Source organism: Polymorphobacter sp., assembly GCF_051860865.1.
GTDB lineage: Bacteria > Pseudomonadota > Alphaproteobacteria > Sphingomonadales > Sphingomonadaceae > Sandarakinorhabdus.
Genome location: NZ_JBIMKZ010000023.1, coordinates 21,063 through 39,371 on the forward strand (window position 1 = coordinate 21,063; position 18,309 = coordinate 39,371).

The window sequence follows — 18,309 nt, forward strand, 5'->3', positions numbered from 1 at the left end:
TGGCAGGGCGGGCGGAATCAGCGATGGCCATCGCCGGGATGTGACCCGATGCCCGGTGCAAGTCCAGCCGGAAGCCGCTATGACTGAAGGCTGATGACCGTGATCGACCTCACCCTGACCCCCAACCGCTCGTTCGATCGCGGCCATGTGCGCTGGGTGCTCGGCGGGGTCGGCCTCGTCTTTTTTCTCGGCGGGCTGCGCTTCCTGGCGCTGGGCGCCTGGCCAATCCTGCCGTTCATGGCGCTGGACGTGCTGCTGCTGTGGTGGGCGTTCCGCGCCTCTTATGCCTCGGGGCGCGGCCATGAGCGGCTGGTGCTCGCCGAAGACCGGCTAGAGCTGCTGCGCGTCTCGGCCAAAGGCACCGAACGCCGCTTCGGCTTCGAGCCGCTGTGGACGCGGGTCCAGCTGGAGGAAACCCCGCTCGGCGATGTCCGGCTGTGGCTGGCGGCGCACGGCCGCCGGGTCAGCGTCGGCCGCTTCCTCTCCCCCGGCGAACGGCGGGAGGTGGGCGAGGTGATCAGCGCCGGGCTGGAGCGTTACCGGTCGGGCAGGTCGAGCACGTCGTCGATAGCGTAGCGCCCGGCAGGCTTGCCGGCCAGCCAGGCCGCCGCCCGCAACGCCCCGCGGGCGAAGATCACCCGGTTCTCGGCGCGGTGCCAAAGCTCGATCCGTTCCCCGTCGCCAGCCAGCAGCACCATATGATCGCCCGCCGCTGTGCCGCCGCGCAGGCTGGAGAAGCCGATATTGCCCGGCTGTCGCCGCGCGCTGACCCCGTCTCGGCCACGCTCGCTGCGCTGGCCGAGGTCGATGCCGCGGCCCCGCGCCGCCGACGCGCCGAGCGCCAGCGCCGTGCCCGAGGGCGCATCGGACTTCTGGCGGTGATGCAGCTCGCTGATCTCGATATCCCAGTCCGGCCCCAGTGCCCGCGCCGCCTGCTCGACCAGCCGGGACAGCAGCGCAACGCCAAGGCTGGTGTTGGCGGCCTGCAGCACGGCAATATTGGCCGCTGCCCGGTCGATCAGCGCATGATGATGCGGCTCGAGTCCGGTGGTGCCGACCACCAGCGCCGCGCGCCCGTCGCAACAGGCATCCAGCGTCGCTTCGAGCGCGGCCGGCGTGGTGAAGTCAATCAGCACCTGGCTGGCATGCGCCAGCGGCTGCGGATTGGAGCCGAGCGTCATCGCCGGGCCGAAGGCCTCGCCCAACCGGCTGCCGATATCGGGATGGCCGGCCCGCTCAATGGCGCCAGCCAGCGCGAGACCAGGCCAGCTGCCGCTGCCCAGTTCGGCAATGATCGCCGCGCCCATGCGGCCGCCGGCCCCCAGGACGCCAATTCGGACAGGCGCTTTGTTCATCATGCCCGTGGTTTGGCGCAGCCCGCCCCCGCGCGCAAGCCTCGGGACCTTTTCAACCCAGGCCGTTGCGCCTAACAGGAGCCATGAAAATTGTCGTCCTGACCGGTGCCGGCATTTCAGCGGAATCGGGGGTGCCGGTGTTCCGCGGCCCCGACGGTCTGTGGGAAGGCCACCGGCTCGAGGATGTGGCGACGCCCGAGGCCTTTGTCCGCGATCCGCTGCTGGTCCAGCGCTTCTACGATGCCCGCCGCGCCGCCCTCGCCACGGTAGAGCCCAATGACGCGCACCGCGCACTGGCCGCGCTTGATGCGGCCCTGGAGGCGCACGGCCATGACTTTCTGCTGGTCACCCAGAATGTCGATGACCTGCACGAGCGCGCCGGCGTCAAGCGGCTGGTCCACATGCACGGCGAGCTCAGGCGCGCCCTGTGCCTGGCCTGCGGTGCCGCGCCGCTCTGGGACGGGCCGCTGGCCGCGCCCCATCACTGCCCGGCCTGCGGCGCCGCCAACCGGTTGCGGCCTGACATCGTCTGGTTCGGCGAAATGCCCTATGAGATGGACCGCATCCAGCGCGCGCTGGCCCGCTGCACCTTGTTCGTGTCGATCGGCACCTCGGGCGCCGTCTATCCGGCCGCCGGCTTCGTCGATGTCGCGCGCCGCACCGGCGCCCAGACGCTGGAACTCAATCTCGACGAAAGCGCCGGCAGCTGGTCTTTCGCCGAAAGCCGGCGCGGCCCGGCGGCGCGGCTGGTGCCCGAATGGACGGCAGAAGTCATGGCCCGGCTCTAGTCTAGGCGGTATCGACTTTCATAAGAAACTGGCCTCCGGCGGCTGGGGCCGCAGGCCCCAGACACCAAAATTGCGTCGGTTGATTCAACGGCCCTGCTGCCTTCACTTGCGGAGGCGCTCTTATCGGAGTCTGGGGCCTGCGACCCCAGCCGCCGGAGGCATCCTGCCACCGCCGGAGGCGCACTTCACCTGAGTATCGACACCATCCAGGCTATTCGAGGTAGAAATCGATCGTCGTCACGACCCGCACCTTCTGCAGTGGCGAGGCGCTGGCCTGCGCCCCCGAGGTGTCGCCGTCGCGCGGGATGATCGAGAAATAGCCCTGCGCCGCTGACTTGATCGCGCCGACGCTGGCGCCTGAATCCTTGGCGAACTGCTCGGCGCCTTCGCGGGCGTTCTTGGTCGCGGCGGCGATCATCGGCGGCTTGACGTCGTTCAGCTCGGTGAAGCTGTAGACAATGCCGCCGCCATCCGAATCGAAGACCACGCCCTGGCGCATCAGCGTCGCCTGCTCGGCATAGGCGGCGCGGGCCTTCATCACCTCGGCGGTGCGTAGGCGGATCTTGCGGCGAATAGTGATCTGCGGCCGACCGCTGCTGTCGACATATTGGTTGACGCTGATCTCGCCGCTTTCGATCTCGTCCGGCTTGAACCCGCGAGACTTGAGGAAGCCGAGCACCGTCTCGCCATCGGCATCGGCACGCGCCTGGAGCGCCGCCAGGTCGTAACCCACCGCCGAAGTACTGATCGTCCAGGTGGCGAGATTGGCGGTGACGTCGCGCTCGGCCAGCCCGCGCACTGTCACCGAGCGTTCGGCCATGCGGGCGCGCGTCAGGCCGTCTCCCAGCAGATAGCCGCCAACGACGATGCCCAGCGCCAGCACCAGCGCCGGCAGCAGCAGGGCGGTTTGCGATCGGTCGGTCATGGGGTCTCCGGCGGGTCTCGGCGTCGGCTTGTGTTTAATCGCTGCCGTGGCCTAAGCCCAGCGCTATAAGGGGGCGTCGGCAAGGAGCGAGACCGTGAAATATCTGCACACCATGATCCGGGTTTCCGATCCCGACGAGACGATGCGCTTCTTCGCGCTACTCGGCCTGCGCGAGGTCCGCCGCATCGACAATGAGGCCGGCCGCTTCTCGCTGATCTTCCTCGCGGCGCCCGGCGACGAGTCGGCGCAGGTCGAGTTGACCCACAATTGGGACCAGAAGGGCTATACTGGCGGCCGCAACTTCGGCCATCTCGCCTATGCCGTCGACGATGTCTACGCCACCTGCCAGCATCTGCTCGACAATGGCATCACCATCAACCGCCCGCCGCGGGACGGCTTCATGGCCTTCATCCGCACGCCCGACGGCATCTCGATCGAGCTGCTCCAGGCCGGCGCCCGGAAGGCCCCGGCCGAGCCCTGGGCGTCGATGCCCAATGTCGGCGAATGGTGATGCTCGAGGTGCTGCGCGTCCCGGTGCTGTCGGACAATTATGTCTGGCTGGCGCATGACGCGGCCAGCGGCGAAACGGCGGTGATCGATCCCGCCGTGGCCGCCCCGGTGCTAGCCGCCGCCGACGCGCGCGGCTGGAAGATCACCCAGATCCTCAACACCCACTGGCATCCCGATCATGTCGGCGGAAATGCCGAGATCGTGGCCGCCACCGGCGCCTTAGTCACTGGCCCCCGGCAGGAGGCCGACCGCATTCCGCATATCGGCCGTACTGTCGGCGAAGGCGATAGCGTGCAGATCGGTGCCCATAGGGCCCGTGTCATCGACGTGCCCGCCCACACCGCCGGCCATATCGCTTATGCCTTCGAGGACGACGCCGTGCTGTTTCCCGGCGACACGTTGTTCGCCATGGGCTGCGGCCGGCTGTTCGAAGGCACGGCCGGCCAGATGCATGAGGCACTCGGCAAGCTGATGGCGCTGCCGGCCCGGACCCAGGTGTTCTGCGCGCATGAATATACCCAGTCCAACGCCCGCTTTGCGGTCACCGTCGAACCTGACAACACGGCGCTGCAGGCGCGCGCGGCCGAGGTCGACCGGCTGCGCGCCGCCGGCCAGCCGACCGTCCCCTTCACCCTCGCCGACGAAGCCGCCACCAATCCCTTCGTCCGCGCCGGTTCGGTCGAGGAACTGGCCGCCCGGCGCACGGCCAAGGACAATTTCCGCGGTTGAGGCCGTTCATTGTGCGTTTCGGCAGACCCAGGCAAGATAGGCGGGTCCTCAGGATGAAGGTAGTGATGATGCGCCACTTCGCCCTTGCCGCCAGCCTGGCCCTTGCCGTCACCGGCCCCCTCGCCCCCCTCGCTGCGGCTGAGCCGGAAACCCGCGCCTGCATCGACAGTCGCAGCATCCGCGCGACCCAATTTTCCGCGGAACAGGGCTATTTCGTCCGCTCAGGTGGAAAATGGTTCCAGAACCGCGCCGGCGGCTGCCCGCTGTTCAAGGAAGATCGTTCGATCCGCACCAACAGCACGATCGGCCGCCAGTGCAACGGCGACCAGGTGCAAGTGTATCAGCCGGTGACCAACCTGGAGTTCGGCAACTGCACGCTCGGTGACTGGACCGAAGTGCCGGCGACCAGCGTACCGAAGAAATAGCCGGTCAGGCCCGCGCCGCCACCCGCCGCTCGATCGCATCCCAGATCAGCCCCGGTGTGTTGGTCCCATTGAACCGATCGATGGCGACGATACCGGTCGGCGAGGTGACGTTTATCTCGGTCAGATAGCCGGCGATGACATCGATGCCGACGAAGATCAGCCCGCGGTCGCGCAGGTCCGGCCCGATCCGGGCGCAGATCTCGGCCTCGCGCGGACTGAGGTCGGTGGCCTGCGCACTGCCGCCAGCGGCGAGGTTGGAGCGGATCTCGCCGGACTTCGGCAGCCGGTTGATGGCGCCGGTGGCAACCCCGTCCACGAGCACGATCCGCTTGTCGCCCTTGGCCACGTCGGGAAGAAAAGCCTGCACCATGAACGGTTCGTTCCAGACGCTGCCGAACAACTCGACCAGCGCCGGCAAATTGCCATCGGTCTTGTCGATCAGGAAAACCGCCACTCCAGCATTGCCATAGAGCGGCTTGACCACCACGGCGCCGTGACGGTTCCGAAACGCCATCGCCTCGTCGAGGCTGCGGGTGACGAGTGTCGGCGGCATCAGGTCCGGATAGCGCAGCACGAACAGCTTTTCCGGCGCGTTGCGCACCTCGCGCGGATCATTGACCACCAGGGTCCGGTCGCTGACCATCTCGAGCAGATGCGTGGCGGTGATATAGCCCATGTCGAACGGCGGGTCCTGTCGCATCAGCACGACATCGCTGTCCTCGGCGAGGTCGACCGATTGCGCCGCTGCCAGCCATGCGAAATGCGACGCCGGATCGCGGCTGACCGTCAGCGGCCGCATCGGTGCCCGCACCCGCCCGCTCTCCGCCGACAGGCTGCGCGCCAGATAGTGCTGCAGCCGGTGCCCACGCGCCTGAGCCTCCAGCATCAACGCAAAGGTCGAATCGCCGGCAACATTAATGGTTTCGATCGGGTCCATCTGGACCGCGACGCTCAAGGTCATGCGGGGTTCCTGTTCAGCTGTCGGAGCGCGCCAGCGCCGCCAGCGCGGCCTGGATGCGCTGGGTCAGCGCCGGATCATGCGTGGTTTCGAGCATCGCGGTCAGGCTGGCGCGGGCGGCACTGTTGAGGCCGAGCAGCTGCTCGAGCCGCGCCCGCTCCCACCACAGGCTGGAGAGGCGCGGCGCCACCTGGGACATTCGCTCATAAAGGCCAAGCGCCCGGCGGACGTCGCCCGCGGCGCGCGCCCGGCTGGCCTGGTTGGTCAGCAGCCGCACCAGCAGCTGGCGGTTGGACATCGGCTCGAACCGCGCTTGCGGCTCGCCGCCGGCCTGGCGGGCAATGCCCATCGCCCGCTCGCGGGTAATGCCAACGCCATGGTCGAACGGATCGATCAGCGCCGAATCGACGCCGCCGCGCACCTCGACGATGACATGGCCGGGCAGGTTGAGCGCGTCGGCGCGCCAGCCGACCCGCCGCGCCAGCGCAACATAGAGAATGGACAGCGCCACCGGCAGCCCGCGCTGGCGATCGACAACGGCAATGAGATCGGCATTCAACGGGTTGTCATAATCGTCGGTGGCCCCGGTCAGGCCCGATTCCCCGGCAATCAGCCCTGCAAGCCGCCGCGCCCGGCCACTACCGGAGACCGGCGCCGGATCGCGCTGGAGCGCAATCGCCCAGCCGGTCACCAGCCGCTTCAGCCGCCCGGGATCGGCCTCAGGACGATCAGCCTGGGCAAGCGCGATCGCGGCGTCCACCAGATCGATGTCGGCGTCGTCGAGCAGGCCAATCGCATTCAGCTCCATCATTCCCCCTCCCGCCAGACGGCGATAAGATGTTCTGGCCAGCCCCAGGGGCCGATCAACACCGCATCGAGCCGCGTCGTCGCAATATTCCGGCCGTATCGGGACACAAGCCGGCGCGACGCGGCTTCCATGCGCCGCTTCTGGGCAGGATGCAGCGCCTTTCGGGCATTGTCGAGAGTCATGCGCTTCTTCACCTCGACAAAAACCAGCGTATCGCCCTGCCTTGCGAGAATATCGATCTCCCCGCCCGCGGTTCGCAGCCGCCGGCCGAGGATCCGATAGCCCTTCAGCCGCAGGTACAGTGCCGCCAAGCTCTCCGCCCAGCGGCCATGCTTTTCGGACCGTATCCGCGCCGCCCGATCTCTCATCGCGCCCTTATCCGGCGGCATCACGCATCGCCAGCGCCCGGGCATAGACCTGCGCCCGCGGCAGGGCGAGCCGGGCGCTGACCTCGGCCACCGCCGTCTTCAGGCTACCCGCCGCCAGCGCCGCCTCCAGCGCGGCATCGAGCGTCGCCGCATCGGCTTCGGGCGCCGGCAGCGGCGGCGCCACGATGATCACCATCTCGCCCCTGCGCGGCCGCGCCTCGACATCGGCGGCCAGCCCTGCGAGCGTGCCGGTCAACGTCTCCTCGAACATCTTGCTGATCTCGCGCGCAACCGCCGCCGGCCGCTCTCCCAGCGCTGCCCCCAGCGCCGTCAGCGTCGCCGCCAGCCGCGGCCCCGATTCGTAGAAGACCAATGTCGCCCGCACTCCCGCCAGTTCGGCGATCGCCTCGGCCCGCGCCTGCGCCTTGGCCGGCAGAAAACCGGCAAACAAAAAGCGGTCGGTCGGCAGCCCGGCCAATGTCAGCGCCGCAATCGCCGCGCACGGCCCGGGCAGCGTGGTGATCCGCACCCCCGCCGCCCGCGCATCCCGCACCAGCTTGAACCCCGGATCGGAGATCAGTGGCGTGCCGGCGTCGCTGACCAGCGCCACCGCTTCCTGCCCGGCGCGCGCCACCAGCGCCGGCCGGACATGCTCGGCGACATGATCATGATAGGCGATCATCGGCACCTTGACGCCGATATGCGCGAGCAGCTTGGCGGTGGTCCGCGTGTCCTCGGCGGCGATCACCGCCGCGCCGGCCAGCACCGCTGCCGCGCGCGGGCTCAAGTCTCCGAGGTTGCCGATTGGCGTTGCGACAATATAAAGGCCCGGAGCAAGCCCGGAGGCATCGGCCTTTCCGGTACCGGGCATGATATTGGGATTTTTCATATGCGTATCCTGAAGCGTTACCGTCAGCCGAAGCAAGCCCTGCGCGCGTTTGCCATCGGGCTTGGCCTGCTGGTCACCGCCTGCGCCGCGCCGCAGCGCCAGGTGGTGGCGCCACCGCCACCGCCGCCACCGCCCACCGCCGAGGCGCCGCCGCCCGTGCCGGAGGCCCGCCAGAACCGCGTGGCGCTGCTGGTGCCGATGTCCGGCGCCAACGCACCGGTCGGCCAATCGATCGCCAATGCCGCCAGCCTGGCGCTGCTCGATCTCGGCAACAGCAACATCAACCTGCGGATCTACGATACCGCGCCGGGCGCCGCCGCCGCCGCCAGCCGGGCGCTGGGAGAGGGCGCCGGGCTGATCCTCGGGCCGCTGCTCGCCAGTGATGTCCGCGCCGTCTCGGCGCTCGCCGATTCCCGCCAGGTGCCGCTGATCAGCTTCTCCAACGACACCGCCGTCGCCGGCCGCAACGTCTTCATCCTCGGCTTCCAGGCCAGCCAGTCGATCAGTCGCGTCGTCTCCTATGCCCGCAGCCGCGGCGTCGAGCGCTTCGCTGCGCTGGTGCCGGCCGGCGTCTATGGCCAGCGCGCCCAGACCGCCTTTGTCCAGTCGGTCGATGCCGTCAACGGCAACACCACGGCCATCGCCACCTACAGCCGCGAGGCCGCGCGCATGGGCGCCGCCGTCCGCACCGTCACCGCCTTCGATGACCGCAGCCGCTCCAGCCGCGGCGGCGCCACCGTCCGTCCGGACGGCAGCATCGCCACCAGCGCCGCCCGCCTCGCACCGCCGCCGTTCCAGGCGCTATTGATCGCCGATTCGGGCGCCAACGCTGCCCAGTTCCTTCCCGCCCTGTCCCGCTTCGGCGCGCCTCCGGGCAGCATCACCCTACTCGGCACGGAGCTCTGGAACAACGAACCCGGCCTCGCCAATGCCGCCGCCATGCGCGGCGCGCTGTTCGCCACCGTGCCGGACGGCAACTTCCGCACGCTCTCCACCCGCTACCGGCAGCGCCACGGCAACACCCCGTCCCGCCTCGCCAGCCTCGGCTACGATGCCGTGCTGCTGGTCAACAGCCTCGCCGGCAGCTGGCAGGTCGGTGACCCCTTCCCCACCAACGCCTTGCGCAGCCGCCAGGGCTTCTCGGGCATCGACGGCGCCTTCCGCTTCGACGCCTCGAACATCGCCCAGCGCGCGCTCGAAGTGAAGCAGGTCGCCGAGGGCCGGTTTACCGTCGTCTCCCAGGCCCCGAACGGCTTCGGCAATTAAGCGACGGGGCGTCCGGCGCGAAGAAAGAGCCTCCGGCGGCTGGGGCCGAAGGCCCCAGACCCCGATCATTTTAGTTGATCCCACAGGAACGTCGGCCGTCGCCTTATAGAGGCTGAACTATCGGGGTCTGGGGCCTGCGGCCCCAGCCGCCGGAGGCATTTTTCCTTACCGACGGAGGCGCCTTCACGCCGGCAAGGCGATCAACGACAGCTGCCGCCCATAATCCGGTTCACCGCGATGCGTGGCGCGGCGATAGCTGAACCAGCGGCTTTCGTCGGCGCAGGTATCGATGCCGGTGGCAATGATGGTGCGGACGCCGGCGGCGGCGAGGCGGTGGACGACGAAGCCCTCGAGGTCGAACTGGTGATGGCCGGGCCGACCGGGGGCAAAGAAGCGCTCGTTCTCGGGATCGCGGTCGCAGAAGCGGCCCTGAAAGCCGCTGTCGACTTCGTAGCTGGCGCGGGCGATGCAGGGGCCGATGGCGGCGACGATGTCCTCGGGCCGGGCGCCCAGCGCGGTCATGGCCGAGACCGTGGCGCCGGTCACATCGCCGAGCGCGCCTTTCCAGCCGGCATGGGCGGCGCCGATCACCCCGGCGCGGGGATCGGCGAGCAGCACCGGCGCACAGTCGGCGGTCAGGATGCCCAGCGCCAGCCCCGGCGTGGCAGTGACCATCGCATCGGCGCGCGGCCGGGCCGGATCGTCCACGGCCTGGGTGAGCGTGACAACATCGGCGCTGTGGACCTGATAGAGCGAGGCGAGCGCGGCGCCCGGCGCGACATGGGCGAGCCCGCGCCGGCGGTTCTCCGCGACATTGGCCGGATCATCGGCCGAGCCGAGCCCCATGTTGAGGCTGGCATAAAGCCCACTGGATACCCCCCCTTGGCGGCCTAGGAAGGCGTGGCGGAACCCGGCCAGCGCCGGCAGGGTCACAGCGTCGATCATGTCCGGGACTCCTGTGGATGGAGATCGAGCCGGCACAGCCGCTCGTCGTCGGCCTGCGCGCCGACCATGAAGGCATAGGCGCCTGTCTCGACAAAGCCATGCCGGGCATAGAATCGCCGGGCCCCCGGATTGTCGACATAGACCGACAGCCAGAGTTCGGCCGCCCCGTGCGCCCGGGCCCGGTCGATCGCCCAGGCCAGCAGCGCCTCACCGATGCCCTGCCCCTGCCAGGGCTTGAAAAGGTACAGCTGGCGCAATTCCATCGCCGGCCGCAAGGTTGGGGCCGGCAGCTTGAGCGGGCCGATCTTGGCGAAGCCGATCGGCACGCCGCCGGCCAACGCGAACCGCACCTCAAGTCCCGGATTCCGCAGCTCGGCGGCATAGGCCTCGTCACTGCCCTGGCCAAGAAAGGTCTCGAGGTCCTCCAGCCGATAGAGATGCCCGAAGGTCTCGATGAAGGTGGCCCGCGCCAGCCCGCCGAGCACCGCGCCATCGGCCGGCGTCGCATCGCGGTAGCCGATCACGACGCCGCGAATCCCGCCGGCTCGGGCCAGCCGCCGCCGGTCAGCGCCATCGCCTTGAACAGTGCGCCCATCTGGCCGGGCATCACCAGCCGCGCGAGTCCGGCCATCACCTCGGCCGCTTCTGCCGGCCGATGCTGGCGCCGGACCCGCTCGGCCCGCGCCTCGATTCCGAGCCGGACGAGGAACTGGCCCTGCGTCGCCGGCCCGTGCACCGCAACGCCCGTCGCCGCCGCCGCAAGCCGCGCGAAGTCGACATGGGCGCTGAGATCATGGTCGCCAGGCGCCGAAAACGGATCGACCATCGCGTGTCGCTTCAGCGCCTGCAGCGTATCGCCGGCGACGCCGCCGTCATGCCCATAGTCGATGATCAGCGCCGCCCCGCCCTGCAGCGCCAGCCGCCCGGCGATCGCCGCCGCCAGCGCCTCGCCCTCCGGCGACCATTGGCCCGGCCCCTCCGCCGCCGGCAGCGTCGCCGCCGCAAAGCCACCGCCCGCCAGCCCCACGGCCCGCTCCTGCCCGTCCCCCAGATACTGGCGGACCGGCAGCGCATCGAAGAACTCATTGGCCACCAGGATCAGTGGCGCATCGTCCGGCACCGCCTCGAACCGCTCATGCCATTGCGTCGGCCAGATCGCGGCCAGATCGGCCTGCGCCGCCCGCAGCACCGGCGAGCCTTCGACCAGCGCTAGCCGGCAGGCGTCGGAAAACCCCGGCACCCGCCCCAGCAAGCGCGCCGCGTCGCGCAGCAGCGTCCCACGCCCCGATCCCAGCTCGACGAGCCTGACCGGCGACGGGCTGCCGGCACGCAGCCACAGGTCGCCGATCCAGCCGCCGATCATCTCGCCGAACAGCTGCGACACCTCGGGCGCAGTGATGAAGTCCCCGGCCACCCCGAGCGGGTCATGGCTGGCATAATAATGGGCGTTGCAGGCCGCCATCCAGGCATCGAGCCGCATCGGTCCCTCGGCCTCGATCCGCGCCGCGAGACGCGCGGCCAACTCGCTCAAGCCTTGGCCCCGGCCGGCGGCCGCGCCAGCGCCATCACCAGCAGCGCCAGCCCGGCGAGGATCAGCGGCAGCGTCAGCGTCTGCCCCATGGTCAGGCCGGTCGAGAGAATGCCCAGCTGCCGGTCCGGCTCGCGGAAATATTCGACGATGAAGCGCGACAGCCCATAGCCGATGCCGAACACCCCCGACAGCAGCCCCGGCCGCAGCCGGGCCCCGGTCTTCCAGAACAGCCATTGCAGCACGATCAGCAGCACCACGCCCTCGAGCGCCGCCTCGAACAGCTGCGAGGGATAGCGCGGCTCCGGCCCGGCGCCGGGGAAGATTACCCCCCAGTCGGACCCCGTCGGCCGCCCCCACAGCTCGCCGTTGACGAAATTCGCCAGCCGCCCGAACAACAACCCCCAGGGCGTCACCGTCGCCACATGATCGAGCACCCGCAGCCCCGACACCTTGTTGGCCATCCCGAAGCCGAAGCAGGCAAGGATCACCCCGGCACAGCCGCCATGGAAGCTCATGCCGCCATCCCAGAGCCGGAAGACGCCGAGCGGATCGGCGATATACTGGTCCAGATTGTAGAACAGCACATAGCCGAGCCGCCCGCCGAGGATCACCCCCAGCGTCGCCCAGGTGATGAACCGGTCGAGCTGCTCGCTGGTCATCAACGGCGGCGGCTGCTTGATCATCCGGCTCAGTTGCCACCAGCCGACGACGATCGCAGCGATATAGGCCAGGCTGTACCAACGCAGCGCAAACGGCCCGATCTCGAACAGAACCGGGCTGATCGGGAGGGCGGCGAAATCCACCGCGATCTGCAATCCCTGCACAGCCATCCCTCAAGTCCACCGATCTGCCGCGCACCATAGCGCCGGCCGCCCAGAACGCCAGCCGTACACCCCGCACCGACAATGCGCGCTTGCGTAGAAGCCGTCGATTTGCATCAATGGCCGCCAACGACAGGCGCCACCGGGTGCCCCAATGCCACGGGGAGACACTGATGAAGACCGCGCTCGATACGGCGATCGATGCCATCATTGCCCAGATCACCGCCGCCGGCGGGCCGCTGGCGGTGGCCGACGCCAGCGTCAGCGGCGTCACCCTGCCGGTGTTTACCGCCGCACCGGGCTCGATGCGCGATTTCTTCGCCTATTTCGCCCAGGTTCACGGCGCCAGCGAGTTCCTCGTCCATGGCGAAGACCGGCTGACCTTCGCCCAGGTCCATGCCGATGGCCTGCGCATCGCCGCCATGCTCCAGCATCGCCACGGCATCGCCAAGGGCGACCGCGTCGCGATCGCCATGCGCAACTATCCGGAATGGATCAGCGCCTTCATCGGCATCATGCACCTCGGCGCCGTCGCCGTGCCAATGAACGCCTGGTGGACCGCCGAGGAGCTCGACTATGGCCTGCGCGATTGCGGCGCCCGCCTCGCTATCGCCGACGAGACCCGCGCCCGCCGCATCGCCACCGCCGCCTGCGCGCTGAAAGTCCTCACCGTCCGCACCGCCGCCGATGTCGCCACCGGCCTCGGCCTGCTGCGGCTGGAGGACGAGGTCGCCGCCAGTCCGCCCGCCTGCTGGTACCTCGCGCCCATCCTGCCCGAAGACGACGCCACCATCATGTACACCTCGGGCTCCACCGGCACGCCCAAAGGCGGTGTCTCCACCCAGCGCGGCATCATCGCCGCCACGATGAACTATCTCGTCACCGGCCTGGCGCTGCTCAGCATCGCCCAGCAACAGGGCGTCGCCCAGCCGCCCCAGCAGGCGATGCTGCTCAACCTGCCGCTGTTTCACATCACCGGGCTTGTGCCGGTAATGCTCGTCTCCGTCGCCAGCGGCCGCAAGCTCGTCATCATGGACAAATGGGAGCCCAGCGAAGCCCTGCGCCTGATCGAGAAGGAACGCTGCACCTATTTCATCGGCGTGCCGACGATGAGCCTCGAACTGATGAGCCATCCGGACCGCGACAACTATGACACCAGCAGCCTGATCGACATGGCCTCGGGCGGCGCCCCCCGCCCGCCCGAACATGTCGCGCGCCTGGTCCGCGACATGCCCGGCAAGAACCCGCTGCAAGGCTATGGCCTCACCGAAACCAACGGCGTCGGCGCTGGCAACCTCCGCGAAAACTATGTCGCCAAGCCCAATTCCACCGGCCGCGCCTCCGCCCCCATGGTCCAGATCCGCATCGTCGCCGCCGACGCGCCCGATTGTAGCACCGCCCTCCCCCAGGGCGAGACCGGCGAAGTCTGCCTGCGCTCGGCCGCCAACATGCGCGGCTACTGGATGAACCCCCACGCCACCGCCGAAGCCTTCCCCGGCGACAGCTGGTTCCGCTCCGGCGACCTCGGCTATCTCGATGCCGACGATTATCTGTTCATCGTTGATCGCAAGAAGGACATCATCATCCGCGGCGGCGAAAACATCTCCTGCCAGGAAGTCGAGGCCGCGCTCTACGCCCACCCCGCCGTCGCCGAAGCCAGCGTCTTCGGCCTGCCCGACGACCGGCTCGGCGAGATCACCGGCGCCGTCGTCTACGCCAAGCCCGACACCCCGCTCGAAGCCGATGCCCTCATCGACTTCGTCTCCCAACACCTCGCCAGCTTCAAGATCCCCGCCCGCCTCTGGTTGTCGCCTGACCCGCTGCCCAAACTCGGCTCCGGCAAGATCGATAAAGTGTCGCTGCGCGCCCAGTATCGCGCGGTCGTATCGGGATAGAGAATGCCTCCGGCGGCGGGGGGGGGGGCGCCCCCCCCCCCCCCCCCAGGGGGGCCCCCCCGCCCGCGGCCCGGCGCCGGGGGCAGGCGGGGGGGGGGGGGGGGGGGGCCGGGGGCCCCAGACCCCAATCATTGGCGTCCCCCAGGACCGGCGGCCGGCGCCTTGCGAAAGTCTGATTGTCGGGGTCTGGGGCCTGCGGCCCCAGCCGCCGGAGGCATCTCGTTACCGCCGGAAGCGCACTCCGGCTGAATGTCGATGCCACCCAGGCCCCCGGATTCCGCTTATTCGGGGCTTGCAGCAGGGCCGCAATCCACTATCGACGTGACAATGTCTCATCACAATTCTCTCGCCGCCAACCCTGCCAATGCGCCCAGCGCCGGCTTCTTCGCGGGCATCGGGCTCACCGATGGCATGCGCGTCCTCGACATCGGCTGCGGCAATGGCGATCTCAGCCGGCTCATCGCCGGACTGGTCGGACCGACCGGCGAGGTCGTCGCCATGGATCGCAGCGAAGAGGCATTGTCGCTGGCCCGCGCGATAGACCCCGCCATTGGGGCGGCAGCCATTGATTATCGCCGGATCGATCTGGCCGAACCCATAGCCGACATCGGCCGGTTCGATGCGATCGTCGGCCGACGGGTGCTGATGTACCTGCCCGATCCGGCGGCGACGCTGGCCGGATTTGCCAGGCTGGCCAATCCGGGCGCGGTCATCGCCTTTCAGGAACACGCCCATGTCGGCCTCCCGGCCGGGCTTGGCGACCTGCCGCTGCACCGTCGGCTTCATCAATGGATGTGGGCCACGATCGCGGCCGAAGGCGGCGATATCGGGCTGGCGCTTCGCCTCGTCGAGATGATGCGGGCAGCCGGCTTCAGCGTCGAGCAGGCGCGAAGCGAGGCTGTGCTGTTCCAGCCCGGCGAGCCGTCATTCCTGCCGACGCTGGCCCGGGTCATGCTGCCGCGTGTGGTCGAATGCGGCGTGGCCAGCGCCACAGAGGTCGACGTCGACACGCTGGCGGAGCGGATCGATGCCGAGCGCCGGGCGGTCGGTGGCACGATCGTCTGGGATCTCGCATTCCTGGTATCGGCTCGGGTGGGCGAGCATCGCGCTTAGCCGGGCCGCTTCGCCGTCAGCGGCCGAGGACCGGCGTGTCCGGGAGCCGTTTCACCGCCAGCACCGCGCCGTCGCCGAGACGCCCCAGCACATCGGCCAGCGGCTCCTCGCAGACGGTCATCCAATGGGCATTGGCGTGAAGCAGCCGGTCCCCGGGCGCGATGATGCCGACATGGCCGGGGAAGAAGATCAGGTCGCCGGCAGCGCGCGCCTCGAAGGGCATGGCGATGCCCAAGCCGTCCCGCTGCTGGTCCGAATCGCGCGGCGCGCTGACGCCGCAGAGGCCGAGGCTTGCCTGGACCAGCCCCGAACAATCAACGCCGTGCGGCGAGCGGCCACCCCAGACATAGGGCGCGCCGAGAAACCGTCGGGCCACCGACAGCAGATCCGGCCCGGCCAGCGGCGCGGCGTGCGCGGCATGGATGAAGCCGCCCCCGGTCAGCGCCAGAAAGCGTCCCGCCGGCACGGCGCTGATATGGCTGCCCATCGGCAGCAGCCGGTCGATCGCCGACTTGATGTCGGGCGCCGAGAACAGCGGCGCCGAGCGGGCGGTGATCCGGTGCGGCAGCGCCGGCTCCGACGCCGGCTCGGCCAGCGCGGCGATCGGCACCCAGCCGGTGTAGCGGTCATACGCCGAACGGCCAAAGCCCCAGTCCTCGACAATGTCGAACAGGTCGAAGCCCTCGCCGTGCAGCAGCTCGCTGACCGCGCTGGCGGCCACGTCGGCAGCGCCGCGCATCGGCACCTGCGGCCAGGCGCAGACCATCGGCTGCGGTGCGGTATAGCGCGCCGCAGCCACCTGCCCGGCCAGCGCGATATCGACGAGATCGGGCCGCGCCACATGATTGCGCGGGTCGAGCCGGGGGCGCGGCCCCTGCAGGCGAACGGCGGCCAGCACGTCCATCAGCCGGCGTAGCGCCTGCGGATCAGCGCCCAGGCGGCGCGCAGCGCCAGTGCCTCGCCGCCCTTTGGCCGGCCGGGCCGGGCGCGATTGTTCCAGGCAAAGCTGTCGAGATGCGCCCAGGCGATGCCGGCCGGCACAAAGGCCTGCAGGAACAGCGCGGCGGTGATGGCGCCGGCAAACGGCCCCTCGGCGCTGTTCACCATGTCGGCGATCGGCGATTTCAGCTGGTCACCGTAGCCGGCCCACAGCGGCAGCCTCCACAGCGGGTCGGCGGTCTCGGTCGCCGCCTCGGCAAAGGCAGCGGCCAGCGCCTCGTCGGGTGTGAACAGCGCCGGCAGCTCGGGGCCGAGCGCCACCCGCGCCGCGCCGGTCAGGGTGGCGAAGTCGATGATCAGGTCAGGCTTGTCCTCGGCCGCCAGCGTCAGCGCATCGGCGAGCACCAGCCGACCCTCGGCATCGGTGTTGGTGATCTCGATGGTCTTGCCGGCGCGGCTGCGCAGCACGTCGCCCGGCCGCACGGCATTGCCGGCGATGCTGTTCTCGGCCGCCGGGATCAACAGCCGCAAACGGACCCGCAAGCCCGCCTGCATCACCAGCCGCGCCAGCGCCAGCGCCGTCGCCGCGCCGCCCATGTCCTTCTTCATCAGGGCCATGGCGCTGCCCGGCTTGATGTTGAGCCCGCCGGTATCGAAGGTGATGCCCTTGCCGACGATGGTCAGCTTCGGCGCATCGGCGGCCCCCCAGCCCAGGTCGATCAGCCGCGGCGCCTGCGCAGCCGCGCGGCCCACGGCATGGATCATCGGAAAGCCCTGGTCGACCAGCGCCTCGCCGACGATGGTGCCGACGCTGGCGGAGAATTCGCGGCCCTGTGCCGCCACCGCCGCCGCGAGATCGGCCGGCCCCATGTCGGCAGCGGGCGTGTCGATCAGGTCGCGGGCCAGCGCCGTCGCCTCGGCCAGCGCCAGCGCCTCGCCGCGCGCCGCGATCGCCCGGGTCAGCAGAATGCGCGGCGGTTTGGCGGGAGCCGTGCGATAACGGTCGAACCGGTGCTGGGCCAGCAGCCAGCCGAGCATCGGCACCGGCTCGGCCTCGGGCCACCGCGTTGCGCGCCAACGGCCCGGCGGCAGCCGCGTCGCCGCCTCGGCCAGCGCGAACGGGCCGGGCGCAGCGTCGATGCCGGCCAGCGCCATGATCTCGCCGGGCGCCTCGCCGGGCAGCAGCAGCACGCTGTCGGCGGCAGCCTTGAAGCCCTGCGCGGCGACCAGCGCCCGGCTGCGTTCGCTCGCCTGCCGCAGCCATTCGTCGAGCCGGTCGGCGCTCAGAAGCGTCAGCGTCCCCGCCGGCGCGCCGTCATCGGCAATAAGCAGCCCGGAAAAATCGGTCATGCCGCGGCCAGCGGCACGCCGAACAGGTCGGTCTCATCGCTGTCCTCAATCCGGGCGATGACCATGTCGCCGGGCTTCAGCCCGCCGGCGTCGCGCAGATGCACCTCGCCGTCGATCTCCGGCGCGTCATAGCGGCTGCGACCGGTGGCGCCGCCGGTCTCCTCGTCCACCGCATCGATCAGCACCTCGAGATCGCGCCCGACGCGCGCCGCCAGCCGCTCTTCCGAGATAACGGCCTGGGCGGCCATGAACCGGTGCCAGCGCTCTTCCTTGATATCTTCGGGCACGGCGCCCGGCAGCGCATTGGCGCGGGCACCGTCAACGGCCTCATATTTGAAGCAGCCGGCGCGATCGATGCCGGCCTCCTGCAGCCAGTCGAGCAGATAGGTGAAATCTTCCTCGGTCTCGCCGGGAAAGCCGACGATGAAGGTACTGCGCAATGCCAGGTCGGGCATCTTGGCCCGCCACGAGCGGATGCGCGCCAGCACCCTCGCCTCGTTCGCCGGCCGCGCCATCGCCTTCAGCACCGAGGGACTCGCATGCTGGAACGGAATGTCGAGATAGGGCAGCACCAGCCCGTCGACCATCAGGTCGATCAGCTGGTCGACGTGCGGATAGGGGTAGATGTAATGCAGCCGTACCCAGGCCTGGAGTTCGCCGAGCTCGCGGGCCAAGTCGGTGATATGCGCCCGGA

21 protein-coding genes are annotated in these 18,309 nt (G+C 69.7%); 8 read left to right on the plus strand and 13 right to left on the minus strand.

The features are described 5' to 3' along the window. Window positions 1-93 precede the first annotated feature (93 nt). Window positions 94-576, plus strand: a complete 483-nt coding sequence (locus ACTIFJ_RS06230; RefSeq protein ID WP_439533233.1) for a DUF2244 domain-containing protein — start codon at window positions 94-96, stop codon at window positions 574-576. On the opposite strand, the gene dapB is transcribed toward ACTIFJ_RS06230, so the two are convergent. Then, entirely contained in the window at window positions 537-1,355 is an 819-nt protein-coding gene (gene dapB / locus ACTIFJ_RS06235; RefSeq protein WP_439533252.1) for a 4-hydroxy-tetrahydrodipicolinate reductase, read from the minus strand. The two genes, ACTIFJ_RS06230 and dapB, sit on opposite strands and share 40 nt — an antisense overlap. Window positions 1,356-1,438: 83 nt before the next feature. Between dapB and ACTIFJ_RS06240 the strand changes: the two genes are divergently transcribed. Then, the gene (locus ACTIFJ_RS06240; protein WP_439533234.1) at window positions 1,439-2,143 is read left to right on the plus strand and encodes an NAD-dependent deacylase; all 705 of its coding nucleotides are present in this window, start codon (window positions 1,439-1,441) and stop codon (window positions 2,141-2,143) included. A 211-nt stretch (window positions 2,144-2,354) separates the two neighbouring features. Here ACTIFJ_RS06240 and ACTIFJ_RS06245 read toward each other — a convergent pair whose 3' ends face one another. Next, on the minus strand, window positions 2,355-3,068 hold the full coding sequence (locus ACTIFJ_RS06245) for an SIMPL domain-containing protein (protein WP_439533235.1): 714 nt from the start codon (window positions 3,066-3,068) through the stop codon (window positions 2,355-2,357). Between the two features lie 94 nt (window positions 3,069-3,162). Between ACTIFJ_RS06245 and ACTIFJ_RS06250 the strand changes: the two genes are divergently transcribed. The 3 genes from ACTIFJ_RS06250 to ACTIFJ_RS06260 are packed head-to-tail and all read left to right on the plus strand — an operon-like array spanning window position 3,163 to window position 4,732. Further along, entirely contained in the window at window positions 3,163-3,579 is a 417-nt protein-coding gene (locus tag ACTIFJ_RS06250; protein ID WP_439533236.1) for a VOC family protein, read from the plus strand. Then, entirely contained in the window at window positions 3,579-4,307 is a 729-nt protein-coding gene (gloB, locus tag ACTIFJ_RS06255) for a hydroxyacylglutathione hydrolase (RefSeq protein WP_439533253.1), read from the plus strand. The genes ACTIFJ_RS06250 and gloB overlap by 1 nt, the downstream gene beginning before the upstream one ends. Window positions 4,308-4,360: 53 nt before the next feature. Further along, complete coding sequence (locus ACTIFJ_RS06260; RefSeq protein WP_439533237.1) at window positions 4,361-4,732, plus strand: hypothetical protein; 372 nt, start codon at window positions 4,361-4,363, stop codon at window positions 4,730-4,732. A gap of 4 nt (window positions 4,733-4,736) precedes the next feature. Here ACTIFJ_RS06260 and gshB read toward each other — a convergent pair whose 3' ends face one another. From gshB to rsmI, 4 genes are read right to left on the minus strand one after another with little or no spacing between them, the layout of a single operon-like run. Next, entirely contained in the window at window positions 4,737-5,693 is a 957-nt protein-coding gene (gene gshB, locus ACTIFJ_RS06265) for a glutathione synthase (protein ID WP_439533238.1), read from the minus strand. A gap of 13 nt (window positions 5,694-5,706) precedes the next feature. Next, window positions 5,707-6,501 (minus strand): transglutaminase family protein, encoded by a 795-nt coding sequence (locus ACTIFJ_RS06270; RefSeq protein ID WP_439533239.1) that lies wholly within the window; start codon window positions 6,499-6,501, stop codon window positions 5,707-5,709. Further along, complete coding sequence (locus ACTIFJ_RS06275; RefSeq protein WP_439533240.1) at window positions 6,498-6,866, minus strand: YraN family protein; 369 nt, start codon at window positions 6,864-6,866, stop codon at window positions 6,498-6,500. Before ACTIFJ_RS06275 ends, ACTIFJ_RS06270 begins: the two co-directional genes overlap by 4 nt. 7 nt (window positions 6,867-6,873) lie before the next feature. Continuing rightward, the gene (gene rsmI, locus ACTIFJ_RS06280) at window positions 6,874-7,755 is read right to left on the minus strand and encodes a 16S rRNA (cytidine(1402)-2'-O)-methyltransferase (RefSeq protein WP_439533241.1); all 882 of its coding nucleotides are present in this window, start codon (window positions 7,753-7,755) and stop codon (window positions 6,874-6,876) included. Between rsmI and ACTIFJ_RS06285 the strand changes: the two genes are divergently transcribed. Continuing rightward, complete coding sequence (locus ACTIFJ_RS06285) at window positions 7,756-9,021, plus strand: penicillin-binding protein activator (RefSeq protein WP_439533242.1); 1,266 nt, start codon at window positions 7,756-7,758, stop codon at window positions 9,019-9,021. 183 nt (window positions 9,022-9,204) lie between these two features. Here the strand turns inward: ACTIFJ_RS06285 and pgeF are convergent, their stop codons facing one another. Genes pgeF through lgt form a run of 4 tightly spaced genes read right to left on the minus strand, consistent with a single transcriptional unit; the run spans window position 9,205 to window position 12,327 of the window. Next, window positions 9,205-9,966 carry a peptidoglycan editing factor PgeF gene (gene pgeF, locus ACTIFJ_RS06290; RefSeq protein WP_439533243.1) on the minus strand — a complete coding sequence of 254 codons (762 nt, stop codon included), beginning with the start codon at window positions 9,964-9,966 and terminating at the stop codon, window positions 9,205-9,207. Next, window positions 9,963-10,490: a GNAT family N-acetyltransferase gene (locus tag ACTIFJ_RS06295; RefSeq protein ID WP_439533244.1), complete on the minus strand. Its 528-nt coding sequence runs from the start codon at window positions 10,488-10,490 to the stop codon at window positions 9,963-9,965. The genes pgeF and ACTIFJ_RS06295 overlap by 4 nt, the downstream gene beginning before the upstream one ends. Beyond that, window positions 10,487-11,497, minus strand: a complete 1,011-nt coding sequence (locus ACTIFJ_RS06300; protein ID WP_439533245.1) for a class I SAM-dependent methyltransferase — start codon at window positions 11,495-11,497, stop codon at window positions 10,487-10,489. The genes ACTIFJ_RS06295 and ACTIFJ_RS06300 overlap by 4 nt, the downstream gene beginning before the upstream one ends. After that, entirely contained in the window at window positions 11,494-12,327 is an 834-nt protein-coding gene (gene lgt / locus ACTIFJ_RS06305) for a prolipoprotein diacylglyceryl transferase (RefSeq protein ID WP_439533246.1), read from the minus strand. The genes ACTIFJ_RS06300 and lgt overlap by 4 nt, the downstream gene beginning before the upstream one ends. 164 nt (window positions 12,328-12,491) lie before the next feature. Between lgt and ACTIFJ_RS06310 the strand changes: the two genes are divergently transcribed. Together ACTIFJ_RS06310 and ACTIFJ_RS06315 are read left to right on the plus strand one after the other, a co-directional pair. After that, window positions 12,492-14,213 (plus strand): class I adenylate-forming enzyme family protein, encoded by a 1,722-nt coding sequence (locus tag ACTIFJ_RS06310; RefSeq protein WP_439533247.1) that lies wholly within the window; start codon window positions 12,492-12,494, stop codon window positions 14,211-14,213. A 327-nt stretch (window positions 14,214-14,540) separates the two neighbouring features. Then, window positions 14,541-15,326, plus strand: a complete 786-nt coding sequence (locus ACTIFJ_RS06315; protein WP_439533248.1) for a class I SAM-dependent methyltransferase — start codon at window positions 14,541-14,543, stop codon at window positions 15,324-15,326. Between the two features lie 16 nt (window positions 15,327-15,342). On the opposite strand, the gene ACTIFJ_RS06320 is transcribed toward ACTIFJ_RS06315, so the two are convergent. The 3 genes from ACTIFJ_RS06320 to ACTIFJ_RS06330 form a co-directional block, all read right to left on the minus strand. After that, complete coding sequence (locus tag ACTIFJ_RS06320) at window positions 15,343-16,230, minus strand: C40 family peptidase (RefSeq protein WP_439533249.1); 888 nt, start codon at window positions 16,228-16,230, stop codon at window positions 15,343-15,345. Beyond that, window positions 16,230-17,615, minus strand: a complete 1,386-nt coding sequence (locus tag ACTIFJ_RS06325) for a leucyl aminopeptidase family protein (RefSeq protein WP_439533250.1) — start codon at window positions 17,613-17,615, stop codon at window positions 16,230-16,232. The genes ACTIFJ_RS06320 and ACTIFJ_RS06325 overlap by 1 nt, the downstream gene beginning before the upstream one ends. Continuing rightward, on the minus strand, window positions 17,612-18,309 hold a 698-nt coding region (locus ACTIFJ_RS06330; protein WP_439533251.1), incomplete at its 5' end, for a radical SAM protein. The genes ACTIFJ_RS06330 and ACTIFJ_RS06325, both read right to left, overlap by 4 nt.

Coding starts and splice junctions, on each gene's coding strand:
- ACTIFJ_RS06270 (WP_439533239.1), bottom strand. CDS start 6,501: ATGATGGAGCTGAATGCGATTGGCCTGCTCGACGACGCCGACATCGAT.
- ACTIFJ_RS06230 (WP_439533233.1), top strand. CDS start 94: ATGACCGTGATCGACCTCACCCTGACCCCCAACCGCTCGTTCGATCGC.
- dapB (WP_439533252.1), bottom strand. CDS start 1,355: ATGAACAAAGCGCCTGTCCGAATTGGCGTCCTGGGGGCCGGCGGCCGC.
- rsmI (WP_439533241.1), bottom strand. CDS start 7,755: ATGAAAAATCCCAATATCATGCCCGGTACCGGAAAGGCCGATGCCTCC.
- ACTIFJ_RS06240 (WP_439533234.1), top strand. CDS start 1,439: ATGAAAATTGTCGTCCTGACCGGTGCCGGCATTTCAGCGGAATCGGGG.
- ACTIFJ_RS06325 (WP_439533250.1), bottom strand. CDS start 17,615: ATGACCGATTTTTCCGGGCTGCTTATTGCCGATGACGGCGCGCCGGCG.
- pgeF (WP_439533243.1), bottom strand. CDS start 9,966: ATGATCGACGCTGTGACCCTGCCGGCGCTGGCCGGGTTCCGCCACGCC.
- gshB (WP_439533238.1), bottom strand. CDS start 5,693: ATGACCTTGAGCGTCGCGGTCCAGATGGACCCGATCGAAACCATTAAT.
- ACTIFJ_RS06275 (WP_439533240.1), bottom strand. CDS start 6,866: ATGAGAGATCGGGCGGCGCGGATACGGTCCGAAAAGCATGGCCGCTGG.
- ACTIFJ_RS06315 (WP_439533248.1), top strand. CDS start 14,541: ATGTCTCATCACAATTCTCTCGCCGCCAACCCTGCCAATGCGCCCAGC.
- ACTIFJ_RS06285 (WP_439533242.1), top strand. CDS start 7,756: ATGCGTATCCTGAAGCGTTACCGTCAGCCGAAGCAAGCCCTGCGCGCG.
- ACTIFJ_RS06260 (WP_439533237.1), top strand. CDS start 4,361: ATGAAGGTAGTGATGATGCGCCACTTCGCCCTTGCCGCCAGCCTGGCC.
- ACTIFJ_RS06320 (WP_439533249.1), bottom strand. CDS start 16,230: ATGGACGTGCTGGCCGCCGTTCGCCTGCAGGGGCCGCGCCCCCGGCTC.
- ACTIFJ_RS06310 (WP_439533247.1), top strand. CDS start 12,492: ATGAAGACCGCGCTCGATACGGCGATCGATGCCATCATTGCCCAGATC.
- ACTIFJ_RS06245 (WP_439533235.1), bottom strand. CDS start 3,068: ATGACCGACCGATCGCAAACCGCCCTGCTGCTGCCGGCGCTGGTGCTG.
- gloB (WP_439533253.1), top strand. CDS start 3,579: ATGCTCGAGGTGCTGCGCGTCCCGGTGCTGTCGGACAATTATGTCTGG.
- lgt (WP_439533246.1), bottom strand. CDS start 12,327: ATGGCTGTGCAGGGATTGCAGATCGCGGTGGATTTCGCCGCCCTCCCG.